Origin of the sequence: Chitinophaga niastensis (assembly GCF_003014755.1) — a bacterium.
Taxonomy (GTDB): Bacteria; Bacteroidota; Bacteroidia; order Chitinophagales; family Chitinophagaceae; genus Chitinophaga; species Chitinophaga niastensis.
Genome location: NZ_PYAW01000002.1, coordinates 119,808 through 145,460 on the forward strand (window position 1 = coordinate 119,808; position 25,653 = coordinate 145,460).

A 25,653-nucleotide genomic window follows, 5' to 3' on the forward strand; every position below is an offset into this window, starting at 1 on the left:
TTTGAGAGATGAAGAAAGTATTTTTTTCGATAGGGGCAGTAGCAGCTTTATTATTCAGCGGATGTAATAAATTCCTGGATGAAAAGCCACAGAACCAGCTTACGCCGGATCAGTTCTGGCAAACAGAAGATGATATTATTCATGGTTTGGCTGGTGTGTACGATGGGGTACAGGCGTCCCTGAATACCAATTATGTATACTGGGGCGATGCGCGTACAGATAATTTTAATGTAAGCCAGTATGGTAATAAGCAGTATGCACTGAACGGTTTGAGTGCTACTATTTCCGGCTCCGACTGGGCACCGCTATACGTTACTATTGGTCGCGCCAATATGTTGCTGAAGAAAGCACCCGGTGTAAAAAATGTAACCGCTGTTAACGAGGCGCAATATATGGCACAGGCGTTGGTAATACGGGCCTGGTGTTATTTCACACTGGTACGTTTATGGGGAGATGCACCACTATGGCTGGAGCCTTATGAAGATTTACATAAGAGTCCTTATAAAGCCCGCACCAGTGCGGATAGTATTTTAACTGCGGTGGTGATTCCTGATCTGCAAAAGTCATTCGATATGCTGAGTGCAGATCATTCCACCGTATTTAATATAAATAAAGGCAGTACCGCCGCGATGCTTGCTGATGTATACATGTGGCGGCACGATTATGATAATGCATTAAAATGGATGGACAAGCTGACTGCATTGAAATGGTATACGCTGGAACCTGGTGGTACCTGGAAAAACCTGTTTGTATCGCCGTCCGGTTCCCTGGAAAGTATCTGGAGCCTGTCGTGGGACTACCTTGTAGACGGCGGTGCCGGCATCTCCGGACTCATTGGCTGTAATGATAATAACAGCGATTTCCTGGTGGAAGATACTGTATGGAGCCATTTTCTCCTGGATACCACTGATATCAGGGGGAAACAAACCGTAGATCTGAAGCAGGCTGCAAAAGATAAAGTATTGAAATATTATGCATTGAAACTGGATAAAGACGGGAAGCAGGTGTATCCCAAAAGTTCAGAAACAAATATCCAGTATCCTATGTATCGCTATACCGATATAATTCTGCTGCGTGCAGAAGCCATGAATGCCAAAGGAGATGCGCCTGCAGCGCTTACATTGCTGAACCAGATCCATACCCGTGCAGGCATGAAAGCCTTTGCAGCAGCAAATTTTCCAACCAAGGAAGCGCTGTTGAATGGTATTTTGAGGGAACGGCAGCTGGAATTTTTCTGTGAGTTCAAACGCTGGTTTGACCTGCGCCGCAACGGCAAAGTGAAAGAGGTGATGGATCCGTTGTTGAAGTTCCGCCAGGTGGATAATCCGGGATATAACAATGATGGATTGTTGTTATGGCCCGTTAACCGCGATAATCTCAATGCCAACCCTCTCCTCAAACAAAATCCTCCTTATTCAGAATAATAAAATCTGTTGTTATGAAAATCAGTAAAATGATGATATTATTTTTGTGCAGTGCGCTGGGATCTTGTACCCTGGCCGGATTGGATGCACAGGAATCGTGGGATTTTACGCCACATGTGGCAGATGCACATACGTTTAAAAGCACCTGGCAGTTCATGAATGATCGTAATAAACCCGGACAGGATTCCGTTTTTAATTTTATGCTGCAGGCTATTGCCTATGCTGGTATTGATTCTTCTGAATATACCAAACAGGGGAGGACTTATTTTTTGCTGCACCGCGATGCCGTATTGCGTATCGATAAAAAGAAGGTAACCATAGATTGTTACTGGGGTAAATACCTGGTGCCGGACAGGGATTCTACCGGAAAAATTATCCCCGGAAAATTCCGGGCAGCCAAAAGCTGGGATGAATATCCGAAGCAGTTTGTAAAGAATACATTGCTTTACCTGATGGCCGATGGAGAACATACCTTTGGAAATATAGGGCCGGAGAATGATACTATTTATGCGTTATTGCCTCCCGGTGTAGATTCCCTGAACCCAAAGAGCATGATGACACTGCGGCTGACTAACGACCGTGCTTCCACCATTAAAATTAATGACTTCCTCAATTCTGTAACGGTTACCAATGTACGTACCGCGGGGATTCTGAATACCAACGGGCCGGCACATGTGGTAGACAGGGTAGTGAGCTATGGCGTAAAACCATAAGGACGACCTGGTAAGAGCAGGCCTTCCGCAAAAAAACATTGATAAAAGGCAAAATAATGGTGAAGGTTATGCAAACGGTTGCATAACTTTCATCATTATTCGTTTTTTAAGGTAGTTCCCGGTGAAAAATTGACTAATTTATCTCGTTATGAAATCTTTTTAGCCGCCACGTAATATTAGTAATCCGAAACTTACACAACATATAGATTATTAGAAAATCAGATACTAAAACAGTTCCGAAAATGTTGATAAGAAAAAGAGGTTTTGGGCGTGTACTGTTAATAATATTGGGGTGCACAAAAATAGCAGCTGCACAACAATCTATCCGTATCACCCAATCATGGGAATTCCTGAAAGGTGACCTGGGCGGTATATGGGAGGGGGTGAGGCCCGCCGCTGAAGGTGGAATTGTAAAAATTAACGGTATTAACAACGTACAATGACAAAATATTTTTTAGGATTCGGGCTACTGATCTTCTCCTGGAGCAGCTACGCAGCCACTCCGGCAGACTCCCTGCTGAAGCTATGGTACAAGCAACCCGCCAAACAATGGGTGGAAGCATTGCCCGTAGGTAATGGCCGCATTGGCGCCATGATTTTTGGCGGTGTGCAGCAGGAAGAACTGCAGCTGAATGAAGGCTACCTCTGGTCCGGCGTTCCGCGTGATGGCAACAATCCGTTAGCCAAAGAAACATTGCCGGAAATGCGGAAGTTGTTATTTGAAGAGAAATACATGGAAGCAGACAAGCTGGCTAAAAAGATGATGGGCACCTATAGTGCGCGCTATCTTACCCTGGGCAGTTTACTGATTGAAAATGACATACCACAGGAAGCTACCAACTATAAGCGGGAACTGGATTTAAACAAGGGCGTTGCACGCGTTACCTATACAGCTAACGGTATTGGTTATACGCGGGAAGTGTTTTGCAGTTACCCGCAGCAACTACTGGTGATACGCTATAGTAGCAGCAAAGCCGGTAAACTCAGTTTCAGTACTAAATTTGCCAATCCGATGCCGCATGTAAACAGTGTGGTAAATAATCACTGCCTCATCATGAAAGGCAAATGCCCCGAATATGTAGCCAGCAGGGCATATGAAACCAAACAGATTGTTTATGGCGATAAAGGTATTGACTACGAAGTGCACCTGGATGCACGTGTAACAGGTGGTACCGTAAAAACGGATACCGCGGGTCTGCATATCTCCGGTGCTTCGGAAGCGGTATTGTTGTTATCTATAGGTACCAGTTACAGTGATGCTGACAAACAGCCGCGCGCAAATGGAAAAGACCCGCATGCTGCTGCCATGGCGCCTTTGGCAAGGGCCGCAACAATTACTTATCCGCAAATGCTGCAATCACACATAGCTGATTATACTGCTTTATTTAACCGGGTAGCCTTAAACCTGGGCGAAGATGGATCCGCGCAATTGCCTACAGACGAGCGTTTGAAGGTATACACCGTAAATGGTGGTAACCGCGATCCGCAACTGACAACGTTGTTATATCAATATGGTCGCTACCTGATGATTGCAGGCTCACGGAAAGGTGGCCCGGCTATGACCCTGCAAGGCTTATGGAATAAGGAAATGCAGCCGCCATGGGGTGCTAACTATACTATTAATATCAACACCGAAATGAACTACTGGCCATCTGAAACCGCTAACCTGTCGGATTGCGGCGTGCCGTTGTTCGATTTTATTGGCAGGATAGCACAACGCGGGCGTGTAACCGCTGCCGTTAATTACGGCGCTAAAGGGTGGACAGCGCATCATAATTCCGATATATGGGCAATGACCAATCCTGCAGGCGGCTTTGATTTTGCCGATCCCAGAGGTAATCCTACATGGGCTATCTGGCCTATGGGCGGGGCCTGGCTGAGCAGGCACCTGTGGGAGCATTATCAGTTTACCGGTGATAAAAAAATGTTGCAGCAGGCATATCCGGATCTGAAAGGTGCTGCCGAATTTATGCTGGATTGGTTAGTGAAAAATGAACAGGGACAGTGGGTAACAAATCCATCTACCACACCGGAAAATAATTTTATGATCAATGGTAAGCGCGAAGGCACTGTAAGCATCGCTACTACTATGGATCTGTCTATCATTCATGATTTATTTAATAATACGATCCAGGCCGCGGAAGTACTGCAGCAGGATGCTGCATTGGTAACCCGGATTAAAAATACCATGAAAGAGATGTACCCTTTTCATGTGGGGCAATACGGTCAGTTGCAGGAATGGTATAAGGACTGGGATGATCCTAAAGATACGCACCGCCATGCATCTCACTTGTATGGCCTGTTTCCGGGGAATTTTATTTCTCCGCGCCGGAATACGGAACTGGCGGAAGCAGCTAAACGTAGTTTGTTACTGCGCGGCGATGGCGGTACCGGTTGGTCTAAGTCGTGGAAAATAAACTGGTGGGCACGCCTGGAAGATGGCAACCATGCTTATACTATGTTGAATAAACAATTGTTTTTAGCAGGCGGACAGGAAGTGAGCGTTGCTGATAACAGCGGTGGTTCTTATCCAAACCTGTTTGATGCACATCCTCCTTTCCAGATAGATGGCAATTTTGGTGTAACCTCCGGTATTATGGAAATGCTGCTGCAAAGCCATGATGGCGTGTTGTATCTGTTGCCTGCCCTGCCGGATGCATGGCCTTCCGGAAATGTAAAAGGATTAAAAGCAAGAGGTGGATTTGAGGTAGATATGGAATGGCAAAACGGGCAGTTAACGCATGCAGTGATCAGGTCTGCATTAGGTGGTAACTGTCGTATTCGTACGCGCGTAGCCGTTAAAGTAAACGGGCAGCCTGCGAAGGTAGCAACGGGTATCAATCCCAACTTATTTTACCAGTTACAGCTACCGGTAAAAATGGAAGTAAAAGATAAAAGCAAATTGCCGGAGTTGCAGTTGAAGGAAGTATTTGAGTATGATATTTCAACTGCACCCGGTAAAATTTATGATATTATATGAAGATAAAAACTTCGGTTTTAAGTATAGCCTTTGGCGTTATATCAGCTGTAGCAGTTGCGCAGGTGAAAGGTGATGACGATGGTATCCTGGCACAACAGGCAGATACCCGCGATAAAGTGGCCATTGATGCCGCTGTTACTTAAATGGTTGGAAAAACAAGGAACAGTATCACTGCCGGCAGGTGAATACGAAGTGAGTATTAAAGCGGATCAACTGAACGGTGCAGAACTGATGAGATTATATGAGATAACAATGCAACCAAAATAACATCCACGATGAAAAAGAACTGCTTACTATTACTCGGTTGTTTGCTACTATGCGGTATCATAGCCCGTGCAGGTGAATCAGACCGTTTTATTCAATCCTTGAAAAGCAGCAATGCTACAGCTTTTCAGGCTAATGGTGCAAAGGCTCCTGCCTATATTAAAGTAATCCGGAAGTGGAATGGCGATTTGTGTGAAGTACGAGTAGTTAACACCGGTAGTAGTCCGGTGCGATTAAAAGAAGTAGTGATTGGTGAAGTGGGCAAAGTATTGCCATCGTCTACACCCTTTTATGCAGAAGGTTTTCAGATGCTTTCACAAAACGCTGGTACCCTGGCGAAACCGGAAAGTCTCGGCAACTATACAGATGCCGGACACTACAAAATACCACAACCTGATGGTTACCTGGCAGTTTATAACCTGTTAAGATTGTATCCTGCAGGGGATGCGCAGGTACTCGTGGGCTATACATCCAGTAACCGTTTTGTAGGTAAATTTTATTTATCTGCTGATACTATCAAAGTAGTAATGGACCTGGAAAACCTGGAACTGGCTCCCGGCAAGGAGTTTAAGCTGGAAGAACTGATGTTGCTCAGCGGTAAAGACGGTAACAACCTGCTGGATCGTTTTGCTGATCGTATTCATCATTTTCATCCGCGCCTGGAATTTAAGCAGCCGCCTACCGGCTGGTGTTCCTGGTATTGTTTTGGTCCGCGGGTAACGGCACAAAATATTTATGATAACCTGGATTATATCAAAACAAATATTCCTGCATTAAAATATATCCAGATAGATGATGGCTACCAGCCGCATATGGGCGACTGGCTGGAAATGGGTAATTCTTTTGGGGGGAATATACAGCAGGTACTGCATAGTATCCGTGATAAAGGTTTTGAGCCGGCCATCTGGGTAGCGCCGTTTATTTGCGATAGCAATTCCACCATTTTTAAGGAGCATAAAGACTGGCTCGTGAAAGACGCCACCGGCAAGCCTTTGCGCAGTGATGAAGTAACTTTTGGTGGCTGGCGCTGGAAACCATGGTATGTATTGGATGGCACCAATCCCGCCGTGCAGCAACATTTTCAGCAGTTGTTCCGCACTATGCGCGATGACTGGGGTGTTACTTATTTTAAGCTGGATGCTAATTTCTGGGGCGCCATTCATGGCGGCTATTTTTACGATAAAAATGCTACCCGTGTAGAAGCCTATCGCCGTGGTATGGCAGCTATCCTGAAAGGAACAAAAGATGCTTTTATATTGGGCTGTAACCATCCGCTGTGGCCTTCTTTGGGCCTGATACACGGGAGTCGCAGCTCTATGGATATCAAACGCAACTGGTCTGTATTTGAACGCTCCGGCCGGGAAAATCTGTATCGCTCCTGGCAGAATGGCCGTCTTTGGTGGAATGATCCGGACTGCCTCGTATTAACCGGCGATATGCCAGATAACGAATTCAATTTTCATGCAGCCTTGTTGTATGCTACTGGTGGTATGATGTTGAGTGGAGATGATTTAACAAAGATCTCACCGGAGCGCCTGAATATTTTAAGAAAAGCAGTACCGCCTACTGCACAGGCGGTGGCTTTTGATAATACAAATTTTGAAGTTGGCAAGGTCACTACGGCAGCAGGAAAATATATTGTACTGCTCAACTGGCAATCATCTCCCCAAAAATTACAAGTGAAACCGGATAAGCCATGTGAAGTAATAAACTATTGGACAGGCAAGAGTTTGGGTAAATACACCGGCAGTTTCAGTATAGAAATGAAAGGGCATGATGGAATGGTGCTATTGTTAAAATAATCCACACTTTGGAATTACGAATTACGGATAGAAGCGAAGATCGCTCCGATCCGCAATTCGCAATTCGTAATTCTCAGGAAGAAAACCAAAAATAGAATCACATGCGCTATCTGTTATTAACACTGTTATTAGGTTTTACATTTTCTGCGCAAACGCAATCGCCTTATTTAAAGCAATTGCTGAAAAATACGAAACCCGCTATTGTAGCACGTGCGCAATGGGCTATGCAGCAATCGCCGCAAACTATTACAGCGTTTCGTTGCGACCGTAGCGCCGGTGGTGTGCATGATTTTTATTCCGAAGGAGATTATTGGTGGCCCGATCCAGCTAATCCGGACGGGCCATACATCCAGCGTGACGGGCAATCCAATCCCGATAATTTTGTAGCACACCGTCAGGCAATGATAAGATGTAGCCGCGTGATGGGCGCGCTGGCAGCGGGTTACGTAGCCACTAAGGATAATACATATCTGCAACAGGCGCTGTTGCATGCAAAGGCCTGGTTTGAAGATTCCACCACCCGCATGAATCCCAGTCTTTTATATGCACAAGCCATCAAGGGAAAGGCCACTGGCCGCGGTATTGGCATAATTGATACCATTCATTTCATGGAAGTAGTGCAGGCATTGCGTATCATGGAAAAAGCGGGTGCTATTCCAGCGGCTGATCTGGCGGCTATCAAAGGCTGGTTTACAGCCTATTTACAGTGGCTAACCACACATCCCTATGGTAAAGATGAAATGAATGCGGCTAATAATCACGGGACTTGCTGGGTGATGCAGGTGGCGGCTTTTGCCCGCTTCGTGGATAACCGGGAGCTGATGGATTTCTGCATTAATCGTTATAAAACAGTATTACTGCCTGCGCAAATGGCAGCTGATGGCAGCTTTCCGCAGGAGCTCAGGCGTACTAAACCTTACGGTTACTCGTTGTTTAACCTGGATGCGATGAGTACTATTTGTCAGCTGCTGAGTACTCCCGGAAATGACCTGTGGCAATACAAGGTAGACAAGAACCGGAATATCGCTAAAGGCATCACTTTTATGTACCCGTTTGTAAAGGATAAAACTACCTGGCCTTATACCCATGATGTGATGTATTGGAATAACTGGCCAGTGGCACAACCCTTCCTTATTTTTGGCGCTGCGGCCTTTAAAAATGATGATTATTACCGTTTATGGTTGTTGTTGGAACATGACCCGAAGGTGGAAGAAGTATTGCGCAATTTGCCAGTCAGGAATCCTGTTATCTGGATGTAGGTGATTGATCATAGAAGGCTTGTCTGGTTCACAATAAATTAATGATTTGGATGATTTATTTTGTTAATATAAATGTTTAACTTTAGGGGACTATACCACTATGTTTAAACTTTAGAGATATGAGTTGGATGAACGACTTGTATGTTATTTACCAGAAACTGGATGCCACCGGTTGTGAAGAGGTAAAACATGACATTCTTAAAGCCCAGATTGATGGCTGTAATCGCGGAGAGATTTATTTCCTGGTATTACAACAATTAGTACATATTAAAACAGATAAGGCACCTGTGTACGAATTGATTAAGGGAGAAGTAGAAAATATTATCCACTGCAGTAAAGGACAATACCTGAGTTAATTACTTTAATTCTTCTATCAGTTTCTGTACTTTAGGATAATTGGGGGCATCTGCCGGAATTTTTAATAACCAGTCCAGGCATGACTGCTTTTGCCCTTCTTTCAGATAACTTAATGCCATATAAAACGCTGCATCGTAGCGCAGATCGCTCCTGCTGTCATAAACAGTGAGCAGATCAGTGCGGGCTGCCTGCAGTTGGTCCTGTTCAAGCAGTGCTATACCGCGGTAAAAACGGGCGTACAAATTGCCAGGGTTACCCTGTAATACTTTATTGAGCGAGAAGGAAGCATCGTTGAAATCACCATGGTTAAACTGCAGAATAGCTTCTTCCGGTAGTCGTAAGCTGTCGATATCCGGTATCTGCATTTCAGTAGAGGCAAACTGCCGGTAAATATTTTTTCTCCAGGGACTTATATATAGCAGGATAGCCATTGCCGCTGCTATCATCGCTGTAAGAATTACATAATTACGTATAGGGATAACGCTGTTGTCTTTCAGTGCATACCAGGCATTGCGGTGGGTAAACAGCAAATGCTGGATCTCATCCCGGTCTGTATCGCTGCATATTTTTTGTGCCAGCAGCTGACGGATAATGTCAAAACGTTTCACCTGCTGCGTTAGGGAAACTTCTGCTTGAAGCCGGGCGGTAAAGGCTTTTTTTTCGGCTTCCCCCATTTGTCCGCTGAGGAAGCGATCGCTGTCCAGCAAATCTTTTTCCGACAGGCTGGAAGCCTGAAGTTTGATATCTATATCTTTGAATAAACTCCGGAAGCACGTTGTTCTTTTACCAGGTAATTGGGTTACCGGTATGTTGGTTTCTACAGCTATATCTTCCTGTAAATAGTCGGTGAGCGACCAACGAAGCACCTCTTTACATTCATCGGAGAGTGCCAGAAAATAATGATATGCCAGTCTTCTTTTTTCTCCTTCTTTCAGCACATCTTCCACATCCTGTATATCGTCGCGGCTCATAGTAGATAGTTCTTCGGCTTCCAGACCGGGTATACGCTGTCCGCGTCTTTCCAGCTCCTTCTCCCAGATGCGTTTGCATAATAGCTGTAGAAAAGGTTCAAAAGCACTTACTTTCAGGGGATGACGGCGGGCAAAGAAGTAAATATCCATGAGGGCTTCTTCAAAAATGTGGGCTGCATCTTTTATCTGGCCGCTCTTTTGGAGGATAAAGCGTTTTTCCTTGGAAGCAAAACGCTGGTAAATATTTTCTATTACTACGGGTCTATGGTGAAGCAATCCGTCAATATATTCCTGGTCGTTATTAAATAAAGGTTCAGGTGACATACATATCGTTTTTGCTTTGTTCGTCTTTATTAAAAATATTAAACCTTACCGAGGTGACCTAATAATTTATTCTGTCCACCTGCATTTCACCGGGTTACTGAAGCCGGCTGTCAGTGTCTGGCAGATAAACGGGAGCGCCTATACGGTACAACTTGTATGGAAGTTAAGTATCTTGCCAAACATACCCAGGCTATAGAGACAGGACACGCAAATATGTATCAACCTACACCAGATATCAACGATCTGATACTGCACTATATTCAGTCACCGCATGACCCGCTTTTGCAGGAGCAGATAGCTGTGCTGAAGGCTGCCGGCCTGGAACAGGCCAGCTATGTGGAAAGCAGACTGGAAGCCTGGTTGAAGGAGGGCGCTGTACCCCCGAAAGCAACGCCAGCTCAGGTAAAGGTGGTTGCTGCTGCCTCCCCGCATTCTTTTAAATGGTTATGGATGGCCGCTGTTGCTACTGTTGTACTGCTGATTGGCGGATTCACCTGGTATCAATGGCAGCGGCCCGGCAAGATGACGCTGCATGCCAATCATACTGATCATATCGATTCTTTACTACTGACAAAAGGTAGCAGTGTAGTATTGAATAAAGAGTCCGTGATATCGTATGCCGATAAATTTGACATAACACCCGCCATAAAAGTTTTAGCGGGAGATGCTTATTTTAATATTAAAGAGCCCGCAAATATACTGGTACAACTGGACGAGCATAACACTTTACGTGTATCGCAGGCGGCATTTAATATCCATAAAACCAAAACATCCGTGGCGATATTTGTAGTCAGTGGCAAAGCTACCATTGTACCCAACAAGGGTAAAGCGGTGTTGTTGACCGCTAATATGTCGGGGAACCTGGATCATCATCATCCGTTGCAAAAGAAAATGCTGAAAAGCCAGGCAGCCCTGGCCTGGAAAACCGGCCGGCTCCAGTTTAAGAATATACCACTGGAAGAAGTACTGACAGCAATAAACAGTTACTATGGTCTCGAAATTACGGTGCCCCCATCTGCTAAAAGCCTGTATAAGCAAAAGCTGACGGCTAACTTCGAAAAAAAATCTGACAAAGAAATAATTGAGATGCTGCGAAAAATGTTAGCCGTACACATTGTAAAAGACAGTGCGAACGCGTATTATATAACAATGAAGTAGTCTTTCTCCCGATTAAGCTGATTTCACTGATTACCATGATTATTTTTTTGATTTTAAAAAGATGAGCGGAGATCTCAGCGGGTTTTGTCTGAACCAGGATTTTTAGGATTGAATGGATTACCCTGATGGGTGTTATGTTATTTGATTTAGAAGATATGCGCGAAAATCTTCGCTATGATCTTCGGCATCCATCAGGGTAATCCATTCAATCCTAAAAATCCTGGTTCAGACAAAAACCGCTGAGATCTCCGCTCATCTTTCTGAATCTTTTTAAAATCAAAAAAATAATCATGGTAATCAGTGAAATCAGCCTAATCGGGAGAAAGACAATCCTAATCATGAGAAAGACAATCTCCGCTATCCCATATTCAGTTTATGAAGTATTCTCTTCAATTGTTTTACATCCTCTTCTCCAATGATTTCGGTATAAAATTCCTGTAGTTCATCTACTGATGCGGATGCATTGATCATCAGCTCTTTCCCTTTTTCGGTGAGAAAAATAATACTGGCGCGGTTATCAGTATCATGTTTGCGGGTGCCGATATAACCTTCAGCTTCCAGGTTCTTCACCACCTTACTCATGGCTTGTTTGCTGATACGCGCTTTTTTTGCCAGCTCATTATTGATGGTACCCTGCGCATCTATATTTACCAGTAATACCATATCTCCCAGCTTAAAATGTTGATATCCGCGTTCCTGGATCTTTTCTGTAAGACGCAGGTCCATATCTTTTTTAACCAGGGTTAGTAAACGCGCCAGGCTGTCAGGTCGTTTAGCCAAAGAGGCCTCGTATTGGGCGTCTATTGAAGTGCTCATCATGTTGTAGGTTTGGTATCGTGTGCAGTTATAAAAAACATCGCTCTGTATGCAATGCTACAAAATAAAAACCTTTAGAAGATACTATGATCGTTTGTTTTTATGGAGAAAGGAGATTATCTAAAAAAGAGGGTTGAACCACCGGCTCAACCCTCTTTTTATATCTTATAGCAGTGTTACCTGTACACGTAATCAGCCATTACGGTATATGTTCAAATACACTTTCTGCTTTAGCGTAGCATCTCAGTCCGACGATGGTATTGCTTATCCCCACCTTTACTCGTTGTGCAGACCTGATGCTGGTAGACGTCAGTCAATCAGAGCCTAAAGCCCCGGCAATGCCCATTTCCAGGCCACGCAGCTCAGCCAGACCGCGCAAACGGCCAATGGCGCTGTAACCAGGATTGGTGGTTTTATGCAGATCATCCAGCATCTGATGACCATGATCAGGACGCATTGGAATAGATACATTGCGGCGTTTCATGGTGATGAGGATATTTTTCACTACAGCAAACATATCCACATCGCCTTCCAGGTGGTTGGCTTCATGGAAGTTGCCCAGTGCATCACGTTGCGTGCTGCGCAGATGAATGAAGTGGATATGATCTCCCAGGCGTTCAATCATGCCGGGAAGGTCATTGTCTGCCCGCACGCCATAGGAACCGGTACAAAAGCAAAGTCCATTAGCGGCATAAGGTGCTGCTATCAGCAGTTCTTTTGCATCCTGCTCGGTGCTTACAATACGTGGCAGCCCGAAGATAGGAAAGGGAGGATCATCCGGATGGATGGCCAGTTTCACGCCGGCTTCTTCTGCTACAGGAGCTATCTGTTGTAAAAAATAGAACAGGTGCAGCTTCAGCTGGGTAGCATCAATGTCTTTGTATTTATCCAGTGCCGCCTGGAACAGTTGCAGCGTAAAGCTTTCTTCTGATCCTGGCAATCCGGCAATGATATTTTTCTGCAGCAATGCTTTTTCGGCATCGGTCATGCTGTCGAAATGTTCCTTGGCCCTGGCGATATCATCATCGCTGTAGTCCTTTTCAGCACCGGGTCTTTGTAACATGAACAGATCAAACGCCATGAAGGCTGCTTTTTCAAAACGAAGTGCTTTTGAACCATCAGCTACGGTATAGGCAAGATCAGTACGTGTCCAGTCCAGTACCGGCATAAAGTTATAGGTAACCGTACGGATGCCGCATGCAGCAAGGTTGCGCAGCGTTTGCTGGTAGTTGGTGATATACTCTCTGAAGCGACCACGCTGTGTTTTAATATCTTCATGCACAGGCACACTCTCCACCACTGACCAGGTAAGACCAGCTGCTTCGATGATTGCTTTGCGCTTTAATATTTCCTCTCTCGTCCACACTGATCCATTGGGTACATGGTGCAATGCTGTTACGATACCAGTAGCCCCTGCCTGTTTAATATCAGACAAGCTAACCGGATCATTAGGCCCGTACCATCGCCACGTCTGTTCCATTCTCAGCATAATGCTTATACTTTTAGTAAATCCAGAATTTTCTAATTCCAACCCCAAAAATATAATCTATCCACACATATACAAACTTTGATTTTAAATTTTGGACGTGCCGGCGGTGATCAGCACTATCATGAGGTCCATTACATTGGTTTGTGTAGGCCCTGTAACCAATAGTCCGCCTGCCTTTGAGAAGAAATGCCAGGCATCATTACGTTGTAAAAAACTATTTGCATCCAGCTGTAATTTTATGGCGCCTTTCATCGTGTGTGCATCCACGATAGCCCCGGCAGCATCCGTAGGACCATCTGTTCCATCGGTGCCACCGCTTAAAAAGGTGAGTTGCGGATGATCAGCGAGGGCAATGCCTGCGGCCAGTGCCAGGTGCTGATTGCGGCCACCAAGGCCGTTACCGGTTACCTGAACGGTTGTTTCGCCGCCCATGAGTAAACAGGCCGGCAACGGACCTGCGTAGCTAAGCGCTTGTTGGATGTATGCGGCAGCTACCGTGTGTGCATCACCGGTAGTAGTGGATGATATTAGCTGTGGATGATAACCGAGTGCGCGGGCCTTCTGTGCAGCGGCTTCCAGGGCAATGAGATTGGTGCCGGTAAGATAATTATGCACATGCCGGAAATCGTCGCCGCCAGGTTTGGCTGTGTCGGGTATTTTTCCGGCTATCCCGTTTTTAATATGCTGTAATAAGTTTTGTGATATTTTTTCGGGGAGATGATATTTGCGGAGTATAGCCATCGTATCCGCAAACGTAGTGGGATCAGGAACTGTAGGGCCTGAGCCAATAACGGTGAGATCATCCCCGGGTACATCGCTTAAAATGAGGGTGCATAACGTAGCCGGATATATGCTTTTTGCCAGCTGCCCGCCTTTAATGTAAGAAATGTGTTTACGCACTGTGTTCATCTCCTGGATAGTTGCCCCGCTTTTTAGCAGTGCTTCAAAAAGTTGCTGTACTTCCGGTAAACTGCTGCCTGCCGGAACATCTGCCAGCAGTGCCGAGGCGCCTCCAGACAGCAGGAAGATCACCAGGTCGGCCGGCTGCACCTGCGCAGCAATTTCCAGTAGCTTAACGGAAGCGGCTACACTGTTTTGGTCCGGTACCGGGTGACCCGCTTCTATTAACGTGAGCTGTTGTAACGGTAACGCATGACCGTATTTTGTTACCACCATTCCCTGCAAAGGGAAATGTTTGCCCAGTATATTTTCCAGCTCCTGTGCCATGGCGGCAGCGGCTTTACCGGCGCCAATAACCCAGATACGGCCATCATGCGGGAGTGCATAATCATCTCCCGAAATATTAATAATGCGTGACACCCGTGTTGCATGACCATCTTCCTGAAAATTATTGCTGACACGAACGTGCACATTATGCTGCATCAGCTGCTGCGGATGTACGGCCGCTACAGCGTGGAGGAAAATAGTTTTTATATCAGTAGCCGGATTGATAGCGATCAGTTTTAGGAATAAAAAAAGCAGTGAGGACGCTCACTGCTAATATCTCTCATTTTCAGTTAATTACTATTGTTGAGTGGAATCTTTTGCTTCTTTTTTCTGCCGTTTCTTTTCCATTTTTTCTTCCAGGTGCTCTTTTTTATTCATCTCCCAATCATTCCACCTTTTATACTGAGCAGCTGTAAGCACTGTTTTAAAACGTTGACTGCGTTCTGTATCCAATGCTTTCATCTCTTGCATATGCTTCTTTTTAGGAAGCCCCGTATCTGCTCTCACAGCATCTCTGCGGCGTATAATATCTTCATTGATCTCATATATTTTATCATACTGCACCTTATTAAGATTCAGTCTGTGTGAGATTTTATCAGTTATCTTACCAGCCCTTCCTTCCACGCCCCATCGGCCTTTATTGGCAATGCTGTCGTTAGTCTGAGCATTGGCCTGCATACTCATACCCGCAAAAAGACAGATGGCCAGCAGTATTGTATAGACGGAACATATTTTCATAGTAAGCAAGTATTGTACGAATTTAAACAAACTTAGGTGTAATCTCTTTTCAAATTATCCCTTTTTCGTGTTAATCCAAAATTTTGCGTAGCCGGCAGCAAGCTGCCTTTAAATTGTCTTTCTCCCGATTTTGATGATTAACCATGATTTTTCTGATTATATCTTATTTTAAAAAAAGAACAAAATCAGCATAATCATGATTAATCATCAAAATCCTGGGAAAGATAATCTCAGCAGCTCGCTGCTGTTACCACTCATAAAAAAAATCCCATTTTATTTAGACCGGCCTCAATGATTTGCTACATTTAACGCATCAACTAAATCTGAACCGAAAAATTAAAGATTTACATGAAAAGAGCTTTTGAGAAACCCGGGATAGCCCTGCTATCAAGGGGGATGGCCTATGCTATGAACCGGCACCGCAGTAAGCTGCTGTTGCTGGCCCTGCTGGCAGCAGGCTCCTATGCCAACGCACAGGAAACCTATCCGGTCAATGGTATTGCCGATCCCCGCGAAGGATGCTTCGCTTTTACACATGCTACCATTGTAAAAGATGCACAAACTACCGTTAATAACGCTACACTGGTGATCCGTGATGGCAAAATAGTAGATGCCGGTCCGGCTGCCCTGATCCCTAAAGATGCGATAGTAGTGGATTGCAAAGGAAAGTACATTTACCCCTCCTTTGTGGATATCTACAGCAGTTACGGCTTGTCTGAACCCAAACGTGGTGGCTCGCCCTGGAATGCAGCGCCGCAGTTTTTATCTAACACTAAAGGAGCATACGGCTGGAACCAGGCGATTAAAAGCGAAATTAATGCAGTGGAACTATTTGCTGTAGATGAAGGCAAAGCTACCCCGCTGCGGGAAGCCGGATTTGGTACGGTGCTTACACAGCAGGCAGACGGCATCGCCCGTGGCACAGCTGCACTTGTAACGCTGGCAGGTGGAAAAGAAAATAAAGTGATCATCCGCGAAAAAGCAGCCGCTTCTTACTCTTTCGATAAAGGAAGCTCTACACAAAACTATCCTAACTCCCTGATGGGGTCTGTTGCCTTACTGCGCCAAACTTACCTGGATGCACAATGGTATAAATCGCAACCTGCCAAAGAAGGGGTGAACCTGAGTTTACAAGCCTGGAATGCCAATCAGCAGCTACCGCAGCTGTTTGAAGCCGCTGATAAATGGGATGTACTCAGAGCAGATAAAATAGGCGATGAATTTGGCGTGCAGTACATCATCAAAGGCAGCGGTAACGAATACCAGCGCATGACAGAGATGGCCGCTACCAAAGCCACTTTCATATTACCGGTAAATTTCCCTGGCGCTATAGATATGGAAGATCCCAACGATGCACGTTTTGTATCGCTGGCAGAAATGAAGCATTGGGAAATGGCGCCTGCTGAACCAGGTGCTTTTGAAAAGGCCAATATCCCGTTTTGCTTAACAGCAGCCGATTTGAAAGATATAAAACAATTCCTGGCCAACATACGCAAAGCCATTGAATATGGTCTGACCGAACAAAAAGCACTGGAAGCATTAACTAAAACACCTGCCACCACTTTAAAGGCATATGATAAAGTAGGTAGCCTGGAAGCCGGTAAGCTGGCCAATTTCCTCATTACATCCGGTCCGCTGTTCAGTGATAAAACAATCCTTTATCAAAACTGGATACAGGGCAATCGTTATGTTATTAAAGAAGATGGATGGAATGATATCCGCGGTATTTATACCGTTACAATAACACCTGGCGGCAGTTACAGCGTTGAAGTAAAAGGTACACCCACCGCGCCTGCGTTATCGGTTTTACAAAAAGATACCCTCCCCGGACGTATTGATGTAAACGGCAAACTGATCTCATTGTCGTTACCGCTGGTAAAGAGCAGCAAGAGCAGCGTGCGCCTGAGTGGTATCATAGGCGACAACAGCTGGACAGGCACCGGCGCAGACACCACCGGTACAATGGTAAAATGGAATGCGGTATTTGTAAAAGCAGCACCTGCAAAAGCAGATACCGTAAAGAAAGAAACACCCATTGTCTTAGGTCCGATTTATTATCCGTTCAATGGTTACGGCTGGGATAAACTGCCAACGCAACAGGATATCCTCATTAAAAACACCACCGTTTGGACCAACGAAAAAGAAGGTAAACTCGAAAATACGGATGTACTTATCCGCAACGGCAAAATTGCGCAGGTAGGTAAAAATCTGGCTGCCGGCAATGCCCGGGTAATTGATGGTACCGGCAAACATTTATCTGCCGGCATCATTGACGAACACTCACATATTGCAATCAGCAAAGGCGTCAATGAATCATCACAGGCTGTTACTTCAGAAGTGCGTATTGCAGATGTATTAAACCCTGATGATGTCAACATCTACCGGCAGCTGAGTGGCGGTGTTACCGCCTCCCATTTATTGCACGGCAGTGCCAACCCTATCGGTGGACAATCACAGCTGATCAAATTGCGCTGGGGACAAAATGCAGAAGACCTGAAAGTAGCCAACTGGGACCCTTTCATCAAATTTGCATTGGGTGAAAATGTGAAACAATCCAACTGGGGAGAACGTAATACTGTACGTTTCCCGCAGTCAAGAATGGGAGTAGAACAGATATATGTAGATGCGTTTACCCGTGCGCGTGATTATGAAAAACAAGGTGTCAACAAACGCCGCGATCTGGAGCTGGATGCACTTGTAGAAATCCTTCACCAGAAACGTTTTATTACCTGCCACTCTTATGTACAGAGTGAAATCAATATGCTCATGCATGTGGCAGATAGCTTCCACTTCCACGTAAACACTTTCACACACATCCTGGAAGGTTACAAGGTAGCAGACAAAATGAAAGCACATGGCGCCGGCGCAGGTACCTTCGCCGACTGGTGGGCTTACAAAATGGAAGTGCAGGATGCTATTCCTGCTAATGCCGCCATCATGCAAAGAGTGGGTGTAGTTACTGCCATCAACTCTGATGATGCGGAAATGGCGCGTCGCCTGAACCAGGAAGCAGCCAAGAGCATCAAATATGCTGGTATGGGTGAAGAAGATGCATTAAAAATGGTGACATTGAATCCTGCCAGACTGCTGCATGTAGATAACCGCATGGGAAGTATCAAAGTAGGTAAAGATGCCGATGTGGTATTGTGGAGCGATCATCCGCTGAGCATTTATGCTAAGGCAGATAAAACCATTGTAGATGGTATCGTGGAATTTGACCGCGACAACGATCTGCAACTGCGCAAACGTATTGCAGAAGAGCGTAACCGTCTTACCCAAAAATTACTGGGAGAAAAGAAAAAAGGCACGCCTACCACAAAAGCAGCTTATGCACCAGATGAAATGTACCACTGTGAAGATTTACAGGGCGGTCATCAGCATGATGTAATCAAATAAATAACGCAACATGAAAAAGTACAACTTACTATATCTGATGGCGCTGGCCATGGGCTTACAAACGGCTCATGCGCAGGAAACCATTGCCCCGGCATTGCCGCAGGAAAAGCCGGTATATCTTACCAATGCCACTATCCACGTGGGTAACGGGCAGGTAATAGAAAACGGGACCATCGCTTTCACCAAAGGGAAAATTACTGCAGTAGGTAACAGCGTACCCGCTGCCGGCAGCGACGCTACCGTACTGGATATGAAAGGACAGCATGTATATCCCGGCATCATTGCACCGGAATCCAATCTTGGTCTGATGGAGTTTGAAAGCGTGCGTGCTACCGTTGATGTAAGAGAAGTGGGAGAGATGAACCCATCCATCCGCTCACTCATCTCCTATAACACAGATTCCAAAGTAATCAACACCCTGCGTTCCAACGGTATCCTGCTGGCACAGGTAACGCCCGAAGGTGGTATCATCAGCGGTACTTCTTCTGTAGTACAACTGGATGCCTGGAACTGGGAAGATGCAGCCTATAAGGCAGATAATGCATTACATTTCTATATGCCGCGACTGATCCCTGTGAACAATGACCGTGACCGTAGTCCCGCTACCAACGACCGGATGAAAATTGCGATGGAGCAGATTGAAAAGGTGAGAACATTTTTCCGGCAGGCAAAGGCTTATCAACAGGAAGCTACACACGCTGCTACCAACCTGAAGTTTGAGTCCATGCGTAAACTCTTTACCAAAGAACAAAAGCTCTTCATTCACTGCGACCTCGTAAAGGAAATGTTGATAGCGATTGATTTTGCGAAAGAATTTAATGTAGATGTGACCATCGTAGGTGGCATTGATTCCTGGCTCATCGCTGATCTCCTGAAACAAAACAATATCCCGGTAGTACTGGCACAACCACATAGTTTACCGGTAATGCAGGATGATGATATAGATCAGCCTTACAAAACTGCTGCGCAACTGCAAAAAGCGGGCGTGTTGTTTTGTTTGAGCAACGATGGTTTCTGGCAGCAGCGTAACCTGGGCTTTGAAGCTGGTACTGCCAGTACTTATGGCCTGAGTAAAGAAGAAGCACTGACGGCGGTAACATTGAATGCTGCTAAAATATTAGGTATCGATAAAATAGCCGGGTCCCTGGAAACCGGTAAGGATGCTAACATTGCGGTAAGCACCGGTGATATCCTGGATATGAAATCCAGTGTTATTACACGTGCATTTATTCAGGGCAGGGAAATAAACCTGGATAATAAGCAGAAGCAGTTGTATAAAAAGTATGAGCAGAAATACGGGTTGTGATTTTTGTGATTAGTGCGGATTTTGTCTGAACTGTGATTATTATGATTAATATGATTATCCTGATGAGCGAAGATCTTAGCGGATGTTGTCTGAACCAGGATTTTTAGGATTGAATGGATTACCCTGATGGGTGTTATGTTATCCAATATTGTGAATAAAATAAAAAGAGGAAGTCAGAAATTTTCTGACTTCCTCTTTTTATTTTATGTGATGTGATGAAATGTTTCAAACAACATAACACCCATCAGGGTAATCCATTCAATCCTAAAAATCCTGGTTCAGACAACATCCGCTAAGATCTTCGCTCATCAGGATAATCATATTAATCATAATAATCACAGTTCAGACTGCTTTTACGAGATAATAATTTTTCTTTCCTTTCTGAAAAAGAATATACTTATCGCGCAGCAATGCAGCCGTATTGATAACGGTATCAATACCCTCTATTTTATTTTTATTCATGCTCACGCCGCCGCCTTGCACGGTTTTGCGGGCTTCTCCCTTGCTGGGGAAAATGCCTGTTTCCGCGAGCAGACTTACCACGTCTTTACCTGCTTCCAGGTCGGCTTTGGCTATATCAAACTGTGGTACGCCGGCCATTACATCCAGCAGTTGTTCTTCTGTGAGTGATACCAGTAGTTCAGCAGTATCGTTGCTGAAAAGCAGGGTAGAAGCTTTTACTGCAAATGCATAGTTTTCTTCACCATGAATGTAGGTCGTTACTTCTTTGGCTAAACGTTTTTGCAGTTGGCGTTGTTCTGGTGCGAGGCGGTGTTGCGCAATCAATTCTTCCACTTCCGGTTGTGTGATGAAGGTGAATATTTTGATATAGCTTTCTGCATCCACATCCGTTGTGTTGAGCCAGAACTGGTAGAACATGTAAGGAGAGGTACGCTTGCCATCCAGCCATATGGTGCCTTGTTCGGTTTTACCGAATTTGGTACCATCAGCCTTTTTGATCAGCGGACAGGTAAATGCGAATGCCTCACCACCGGCTTTGCGGCGAACGAGTTCAGTACCGGTAACAATGTTACCCCACTGGTCTGAACCGCCCATCTGCAATTTGCAGTTTTTGGCAGTATACAAATGATAGAAATCGTATCCCTGTATCAGCTGATAAGTAAATTCAGTGAATGACATCCCGCTATCGCCTTCGATTCGTTTTTTAACGGAATCTTTGGCCATCATATAGTTAACGGTGATATGTTTACCGGTATCGCGGATAAAATCGAGGAAGGAAATGTGTTGGAACCAATCGAAGTTATTCACCATTTCCGCCGCGTTTGGTTTTGCTGGATCGAAGTCCAGAAAGCGTTCCAGCTGAGCTTTGATACCGGCTACATATTTTTGCAGGGTATCCAGGTCCAGCATCTTTCTTTCTTCTGCTTTAAATGAGGGGTCGCCTACCATACCGGTAGCACCGCCCACCAGCGCCAGGGGCTTATGTCCTGCCTTTTGCAGGTGCACCAGCAGCAGAATTGGCACCAGGCTACCGATGTGCAATGACGCTGCAGTAGGGTCAAAACCAATATATGCAGTGGTCATCTCCTTTTGCAGTTGCTCTTCAGTACCAGGCATCATATCCTGTAGCATGCCCCGCCAGCGCAGTTCTTCTATCAGATTCATGATTTAATTAATGATTTTTGCAAACCTACACAAAAAATGTCTGAACTGTGGCGTATATGATTATTGTGATTTTCCTGATTCGGGGAGATGATGTAGCTTTAATATATTAAAATTCGTTTCATTCTTTGCTTATCAGCAAAATCATATTAATATTTATTTACCCCCAATAAAGCCCCGATGTCATGAAAAACTTCCTTGTTTTTGTATGTGGCCTGTTCTGTGCAGTATCCGTATCAGCACAGGATTGCAAAGGTTATTATTACCTGTTGAATAATGCGGAAATTGAAATGTCTATTTATGATGCCAAAGGCAGTGTTACCGGCAAATCAATTTATAAGATCACCAATGTGCATAAAGATGGTAGCGGCACTACCTCTGATTTCGCCAACACCTTTTATGATAAAAACAATAAGGAGATAAGTACCGGCACCGGCCATTTTAAATGCAGCGGTAGTGGGGTATCGGTAGATATGAAATTGAGTATGCCCAATATGCCACAGCTCAAAGACATGAAAATGGAAGCCAAAACCTCCCAGGCCTTCCTGGATTATCCTTCCAATATGCATACCGGGCAGGATTTACAGGGTGGTACTTTTGAAATGGCCGGTAATATGAATGGTATGGACTTAGCGCTAAATTACAGCGTCAGCAACCGTAAGGTAACCGGCAACGAAAAGATCACCACTCCTGCCGGCAGCTGGGATTGCTTCAAAATTTCTTATGATATTGATTTTAAAATGACGGTGATGGGCGCAGGTATGCCCGTAAAACTAAGTGCAGAAGAGTGGTTTGCACCCGGATTTGGTGTGGTGAAGACCATTTCCTACAATAAAGGCGGTAAACAGGTGGGTAGTACCGTGATTACGGGTATAAAGAAGTAAATATCAGGGCGTTGCCCTGCCGGGATGTCAGATTGCAGCATTTTTTTGTGTGCCCGCAATCTCTTTTTGCCTGCTTACACCGTTAGAATGTCAGTTTGCAGTATCATTTTGTTTGCCCGCAGTACCTTTTCGCCTCCCTACGCAGCGGGGAAGCCGGGTAGCAGTGTTTGAATGTAAGCCGGCTACTCATTTTTGGTGAGCTACATACCTTACACTATCTCTTCAGGAAGAAAATAACTGATTTTCAGGAAGATATATTTTTTGAGTTATCTGGCTAAATAATTTACATTATATTATTTAATAATATAGTAAATTCAGGTGAATTTATGACCTCATATTTATCCGTCTATCTATGAAAAAATTATTACTCATCATTGTTGTAGCGCTTACTGGTCTGTATGCCTGTAATAAAAAAAGCGATACTACTACAACTCCACCTCCTGCTGTAATTGACCCAAAGGATCCGCAGGCATTGGTAAGCGCCATTAAGGTATACCATGGTACGCTGAATAAAGGAGCCTTACCTGCTACTACCGGTGGTACACTTACATTAAGTGTCGACAGCTACCAGGCGGTAATACCTGCTATCAACGGCAGATATGCCGTTATACCACTGAGCCTTGCCAGTGGTTTGGGTACTGATGTAAAAGGGGCATATCTGAAAGTATCAGGTTCCGATAGTTATTTTAATATTGATTTTTCGAAACCAAGAACTGCCAGGAAAGCTAATAGTAAACGTCCGGCTATTTTTGCAAGAGATTCTGTTTCCTATGTTGATTCCCTGATTATTATCAAGCTGCCGGACAATACTAAATCAGATACGTTCAGGGTTGAGTTTGAGGTATATGGTAATAACCAGGTGAGTAATATTGTAACAGCCATTATCCAGGTAATGAAAGGTGGGGGAGATGGAGATGCGGGTAAAGCATTAGCAGGTACCTGGGAGGTCAGCAGGTTCAAAGATTTGGGCAGCCTGGATACTACATGGCAGCCTCCGTTCCAGCATTATTCAGACACCGCTGTTTTCTGGTGCCATAATAATAAACTTGTTAACATGTTTTTGGATACATTGGATGTACAATTATCACTTCCTGTCTATTCCTACAGGGATACCAAAAATGAAATTACATTCAATGCCTCAGGTATAGGTTCCGGGGAAGACGCTGGTACTGAAACCCGTTTAGATACTGCTCAATCCAACTGCAGCAACCAGGCTTATAAAGATTCCATCATATCGGATAAAGGTACATTTGGCTGGTCTTACAACCCCGCTACCAAACTATTGACGATTGTATATGATCAGGATGCAAATGCTGATTTCAATGATTTTTCTGTGGAGGCAGTTTCTGTGGATGTAATCGGCAATAAATTGTACTTCAATGGAGCCACTATTACTGAATTTCTGAAGAAATAGGAAAGATCAGTCAGGTAAATATCCATGTACTATTCCTGTAAAAAGAAGCAGTACATGGATATTTTCGTTTTACATATTCTTTAAACACTTCGCTAAACTATCTCTCCAGTAAGGAATAGTTATACCGAAAGTGGTTTTTATTTTTTCTTTATTCAGCACACTATATGCCGGACGTGTTGCCGCAGTTTTGTATTTATCTGAAGTTACCGGTTGTATGCTGGTAGTGGCGTTGGTCATCTCTTTAATAGTGGTCGCAAAGTCGTACCAGCTGGTAACACCTTCATTACTGTAGTGGTATACACCGCCAATAGCAGCTTCGGTATTTTCAGATTTGTATTGTAAAATATCGAGGATAGCTTTTGCCAGATCTCCTGCATAAGTAGGCGTACCGGTTTGATCAAATACTACGTTCAATTCCTGTTTTTCCTGCATGAGTTCACGCATGCGTTTCACGAAGTTAACGGCATATTCGGAATACAGCCATGACGTGCGGATCACGATGGTATCCGGATTGTAGCCGGCAGCAGCAGCTTCACCACGCAGTTTGGACGCGCCGTAAATACTTTGCGGATCAGTTTCAATTGCTTCTGTATAAGGCACATTTTGTTTGCCGCTGAATACGTAGTCGGTAGAAATATGTACCAGCTGTGTGTTATGCTGAGCGCATATTTCAGCCAGACTTAACACCGCCTGGAAGTTCAGCAGGAAAGCTTTTTCTTCCTCCTCCTCCGCTTTATCTACTGCAGTATAAGCAGCGCAGTTGATGCATGCATCAATTTGTTGTGCTGCAAAGTAAGCCGTCAGTGCATCCGCGTCGGTGATGTCCAGATCCTGGTAATCGGTGTACAACAGGTTAAACTGTGGGTACGCGGCGGCTACCTTTTGTAAGGCTTGTCCTAATTGTCCGTTTCCTCCGGTAACAAGAATATTTTTCATAGCAAATGATCAGCTGTTAAATACAAAATTATGGGTAATGTCTGCCAGTGTTGGCAGGATCAGATCTTTGTCAGAAACGATAGCATCTTTCAAATCAATGCCCCAGTCGATGTCCAGTGCAGGATCATTGTAGATGATACCGCCTTCGCTGCCTTTATGGTAGAAATTATCGCATTTATACATCACTTCCGCCGTATCGCTGATAACCGCGTAGCCATGTGCAAAACCTTTAGGTACCAGCAGTTGCAGTTTATTTTCTGCGCTCAGCTCAATCGCAAATGATTTGCCGTAAGTAGGTGATCCTTTGCGTATATCCACTACCGCATCAATAATGCGGCCTTCCAGTACCCTGATTAATTTGGTTTGTGCGTATGGTTCCAGTTGATAATGTAATCCGCGCAATACGCCGTAGGTAGAACGGGCCTGGTTGTCCTGTACAAAATTATGGGTAATACCATCTGCGAGGAAGGTATTGGCATTATAGCTTTCAAAAAAATATCCACGATGATCACCAAATACTTTTGGCTCGTAAATTAAAAGATCCGGTATTCCTGTTTGTTGAAAAGGCATGT

Annotated in this window: 22 protein-coding genes; 14 read left to right on the forward strand and 8 right to left on the reverse strand. The window is 44.7% G+C overall.

The genetic code is table 11. The annotated features are described in order from the left end of the window. Nucleotides 1-8 precede the first annotated feature (8 nt). The 9 genes from CLV51_RS08975 (at nucleotide 9) to CLV51_RS09005 (ending at nucleotide 8,798) form a co-directional block, all read left to right on the forward strand. Nucleotides 9-1,424 (forward strand): RagB/SusD family nutrient uptake outer membrane protein, encoded by a 1,416-nt coding sequence (locus CLV51_RS08975; protein ID WP_106527718.1) that lies wholly within the window; start codon nucleotides 9-11, stop codon nucleotides 1,422-1,424. A 14-nt stretch (nucleotides 1,425-1,438) separates the two neighbouring features. Next, the gene (locus CLV51_RS08980; protein ID WP_106527719.1) at nucleotides 1,439-2,137 is read left to right on the forward strand and encodes a hypothetical protein; all 699 of its coding nucleotides are present in this window, start codon (nucleotides 1,439-1,441) and stop codon (nucleotides 2,135-2,137) included. A gap of 242 nt (nucleotides 2,138-2,379) precedes the next feature. Beyond that, complete coding sequence (locus tag CLV51_RS08985; protein ID WP_106527720.1) at nucleotides 2,380-2,580, forward strand: hypothetical protein; 201 nt, start codon at nucleotides 2,380-2,382, stop codon at nucleotides 2,578-2,580. Then, a complete protein-coding gene (locus tag CLV51_RS08990) occupies nucleotides 2,577-5,117 on the forward strand; it encodes a glycoside hydrolase family 95 protein (RefSeq protein ID WP_106527721.1) in 2,541 nt (846 codons plus the stop codon). The genes CLV51_RS08985 and CLV51_RS08990 overlap by 4 nt, the downstream gene beginning before the upstream one ends. After that, a complete protein-coding gene (locus tag CLV51_RS29070; RefSeq protein ID WP_158266963.1) occupies nucleotides 5,114-5,260 on the forward strand; it encodes a hypothetical protein in 147 nt (48 codons plus the stop codon). The genes CLV51_RS08990 and CLV51_RS29070 overlap by 4 nt, the downstream gene beginning before the upstream one ends. Beyond that, on the forward strand, nucleotides 5,244-5,384 hold the full coding sequence (locus tag CLV51_RS29075; protein ID WP_158266964.1) for a hypothetical protein: 141 nt from the start codon (nucleotides 5,244-5,246) through the stop codon (nucleotides 5,382-5,384). Before CLV51_RS29070 ends, CLV51_RS29075 begins: the two co-directional genes overlap by 17 nt. A gap of 8 nt (nucleotides 5,385-5,392) precedes the next feature. Next, nucleotides 5,393-7,183 (forward strand): glycoside hydrolase family 36 protein, encoded by a 1,791-nt coding sequence (locus tag CLV51_RS08995; protein WP_106527722.1) that lies wholly within the window; start codon nucleotides 5,393-5,395, stop codon nucleotides 7,181-7,183. 101 nt (nucleotides 7,184-7,284) lie between these two features. Further along, nucleotides 7,285-8,442, forward strand: coding sequence for an alginate lyase family protein (locus tag CLV51_RS09000; protein WP_106527723.1), 1,158 nt, complete (start codon nucleotides 7,285-7,287; stop codon nucleotides 8,440-8,442). A 119-nt stretch (nucleotides 8,443-8,561) separates the two neighbouring features. After that, nucleotides 8,562-8,798 (forward strand): hypothetical protein, encoded by a 237-nt coding sequence (locus tag CLV51_RS09005; RefSeq protein WP_106527724.1) that lies wholly within the window; start codon nucleotides 8,562-8,564, stop codon nucleotides 8,796-8,798. On the opposite strand, the gene CLV51_RS09010 is transcribed toward CLV51_RS09005, so the two are convergent. Next, on the reverse strand, nucleotides 8,799-10,094 hold the full coding sequence (locus tag CLV51_RS09010) for a tetratricopeptide repeat protein (RefSeq protein ID WP_170115331.1): 1,296 nt from the start codon (nucleotides 10,092-10,094) through the stop codon (nucleotides 8,799-8,801). Nucleotides 10,095-10,250: 156 nt separating this feature from the next. Between CLV51_RS09010 and CLV51_RS09020 the strand changes: the two genes are divergently transcribed. Further along, nucleotides 10,251-11,252, forward strand: a complete 1,002-nt coding sequence (locus CLV51_RS09020; protein ID WP_106527727.1) for a FecR family protein — start codon at nucleotides 10,251-10,253, stop codon at nucleotides 11,250-11,252. A gap of 357 nt (nucleotides 11,253-11,609) precedes the next feature. On the opposite strand, the gene CLV51_RS09025 is transcribed toward CLV51_RS09020, so the two are convergent. The 4 genes from CLV51_RS09025 to CLV51_RS09040 form a co-directional block, all read right to left on the reverse strand. Continuing rightward, nucleotides 11,610-12,071 carry a MarR family winged helix-turn-helix transcriptional regulator gene (locus CLV51_RS09025; protein WP_106527728.1) on the reverse strand — a complete coding sequence of 154 codons (462 nt, stop codon included), beginning with the start codon at nucleotides 12,069-12,071 and terminating at the stop codon, nucleotides 11,610-11,612. Between the two features lie 310 nt (nucleotides 12,072-12,381). Next, on the reverse strand, nucleotides 12,382-13,557 hold the full coding sequence (gene uxuA, locus CLV51_RS09030; RefSeq protein ID WP_106527729.1) for a mannonate dehydratase: 1,176 nt from the start codon (nucleotides 13,555-13,557) through the stop codon (nucleotides 12,382-12,384). An 84-nt stretch (nucleotides 13,558-13,641) separates the two neighbouring features. Next, nucleotides 13,642-15,039, reverse strand: coding sequence for a glycerate kinase type-2 family protein (locus tag CLV51_RS09035; protein WP_342748469.1), 1,398 nt, complete (start codon nucleotides 15,037-15,039; stop codon nucleotides 13,642-13,644). Nucleotides 15,040-15,081: 42 nt separating this feature from the next. Continuing rightward, nucleotides 15,082-15,522 (reverse strand): hypothetical protein, encoded by a 441-nt coding sequence (locus CLV51_RS09040; RefSeq protein WP_106527731.1) that lies wholly within the window; start codon nucleotides 15,520-15,522, stop codon nucleotides 15,082-15,084. A gap of 348 nt (nucleotides 15,523-15,870) precedes the next feature. On the opposite strand from CLV51_RS09040, the gene CLV51_RS09045 reads away from it, so the two are divergent. Next, a complete protein-coding gene (locus CLV51_RS09045; RefSeq protein ID WP_245898672.1) occupies nucleotides 15,871-18,918 on the forward strand; it encodes an amidohydrolase family protein in 3,048 nt (1,015 codons plus the stop codon). 10 nt (nucleotides 18,919-18,928) lie between these two features. Further along, nucleotides 18,929-20,224, forward strand: coding sequence for an amidohydrolase family protein (locus CLV51_RS09050; protein ID WP_106527732.1), 1,296 nt, complete (start codon nucleotides 18,929-18,931; stop codon nucleotides 20,222-20,224). A gap of 342 nt (nucleotides 20,225-20,566) precedes the next feature. Here CLV51_RS09050 and tyrS read toward each other — a convergent pair whose 3' ends face one another. Then, nucleotides 20,567-21,850, reverse strand: a complete 1,284-nt coding sequence (tyrS, locus tag CLV51_RS09055) for a tyrosine--tRNA ligase (RefSeq protein ID WP_106527733.1) — start codon at nucleotides 21,848-21,850, stop codon at nucleotides 20,567-20,569. 182 nt (nucleotides 21,851-22,032) lie between these two features. On the opposite strand from tyrS, the gene CLV51_RS09060 reads away from it, so the two are divergent. Both CLV51_RS09060 and CLV51_RS09065 read left to right on the forward strand, forming a co-directional pair. After that, nucleotides 22,033-22,731 carry a TapB family protein gene (locus CLV51_RS09060; RefSeq protein ID WP_106527734.1) on the forward strand — a complete coding sequence of 233 codons (699 nt, stop codon included), beginning with the start codon at nucleotides 22,033-22,035 and terminating at the stop codon, nucleotides 22,729-22,731. A 352-nt stretch (nucleotides 22,732-23,083) separates the two neighbouring features. Continuing rightward, on the forward strand, nucleotides 23,084-24,145 hold the full coding sequence (locus CLV51_RS09065; RefSeq protein ID WP_106527735.1) for a hypothetical protein: 1,062 nt from the start codon (nucleotides 23,084-23,086) through the stop codon (nucleotides 24,143-24,145). A gap of 69 nt (nucleotides 24,146-24,214) precedes the next feature. Here the strand turns inward: CLV51_RS09065 and rfbD are convergent, their stop codons facing one another. Further along, complete coding sequence (gene rfbD / locus CLV51_RS09070; protein ID WP_106527736.1) at nucleotides 24,215-25,081, reverse strand: dTDP-4-dehydrorhamnose reductase; 867 nt, start codon at nucleotides 25,079-25,081, stop codon at nucleotides 24,215-24,217. Between the two features lie 9 nt (nucleotides 25,082-25,090). Continuing rightward, on the reverse strand, nucleotides 25,091-25,651 hold the full coding sequence (gene rfbC, locus CLV51_RS09075) for a dTDP-4-dehydrorhamnose 3,5-epimerase (protein ID WP_106527737.1): 561 nt from the start codon (nucleotides 25,649-25,651) through the stop codon (nucleotides 25,091-25,093). Nucleotides 25,652-25,653: the final 2 nt, after the last annotated feature.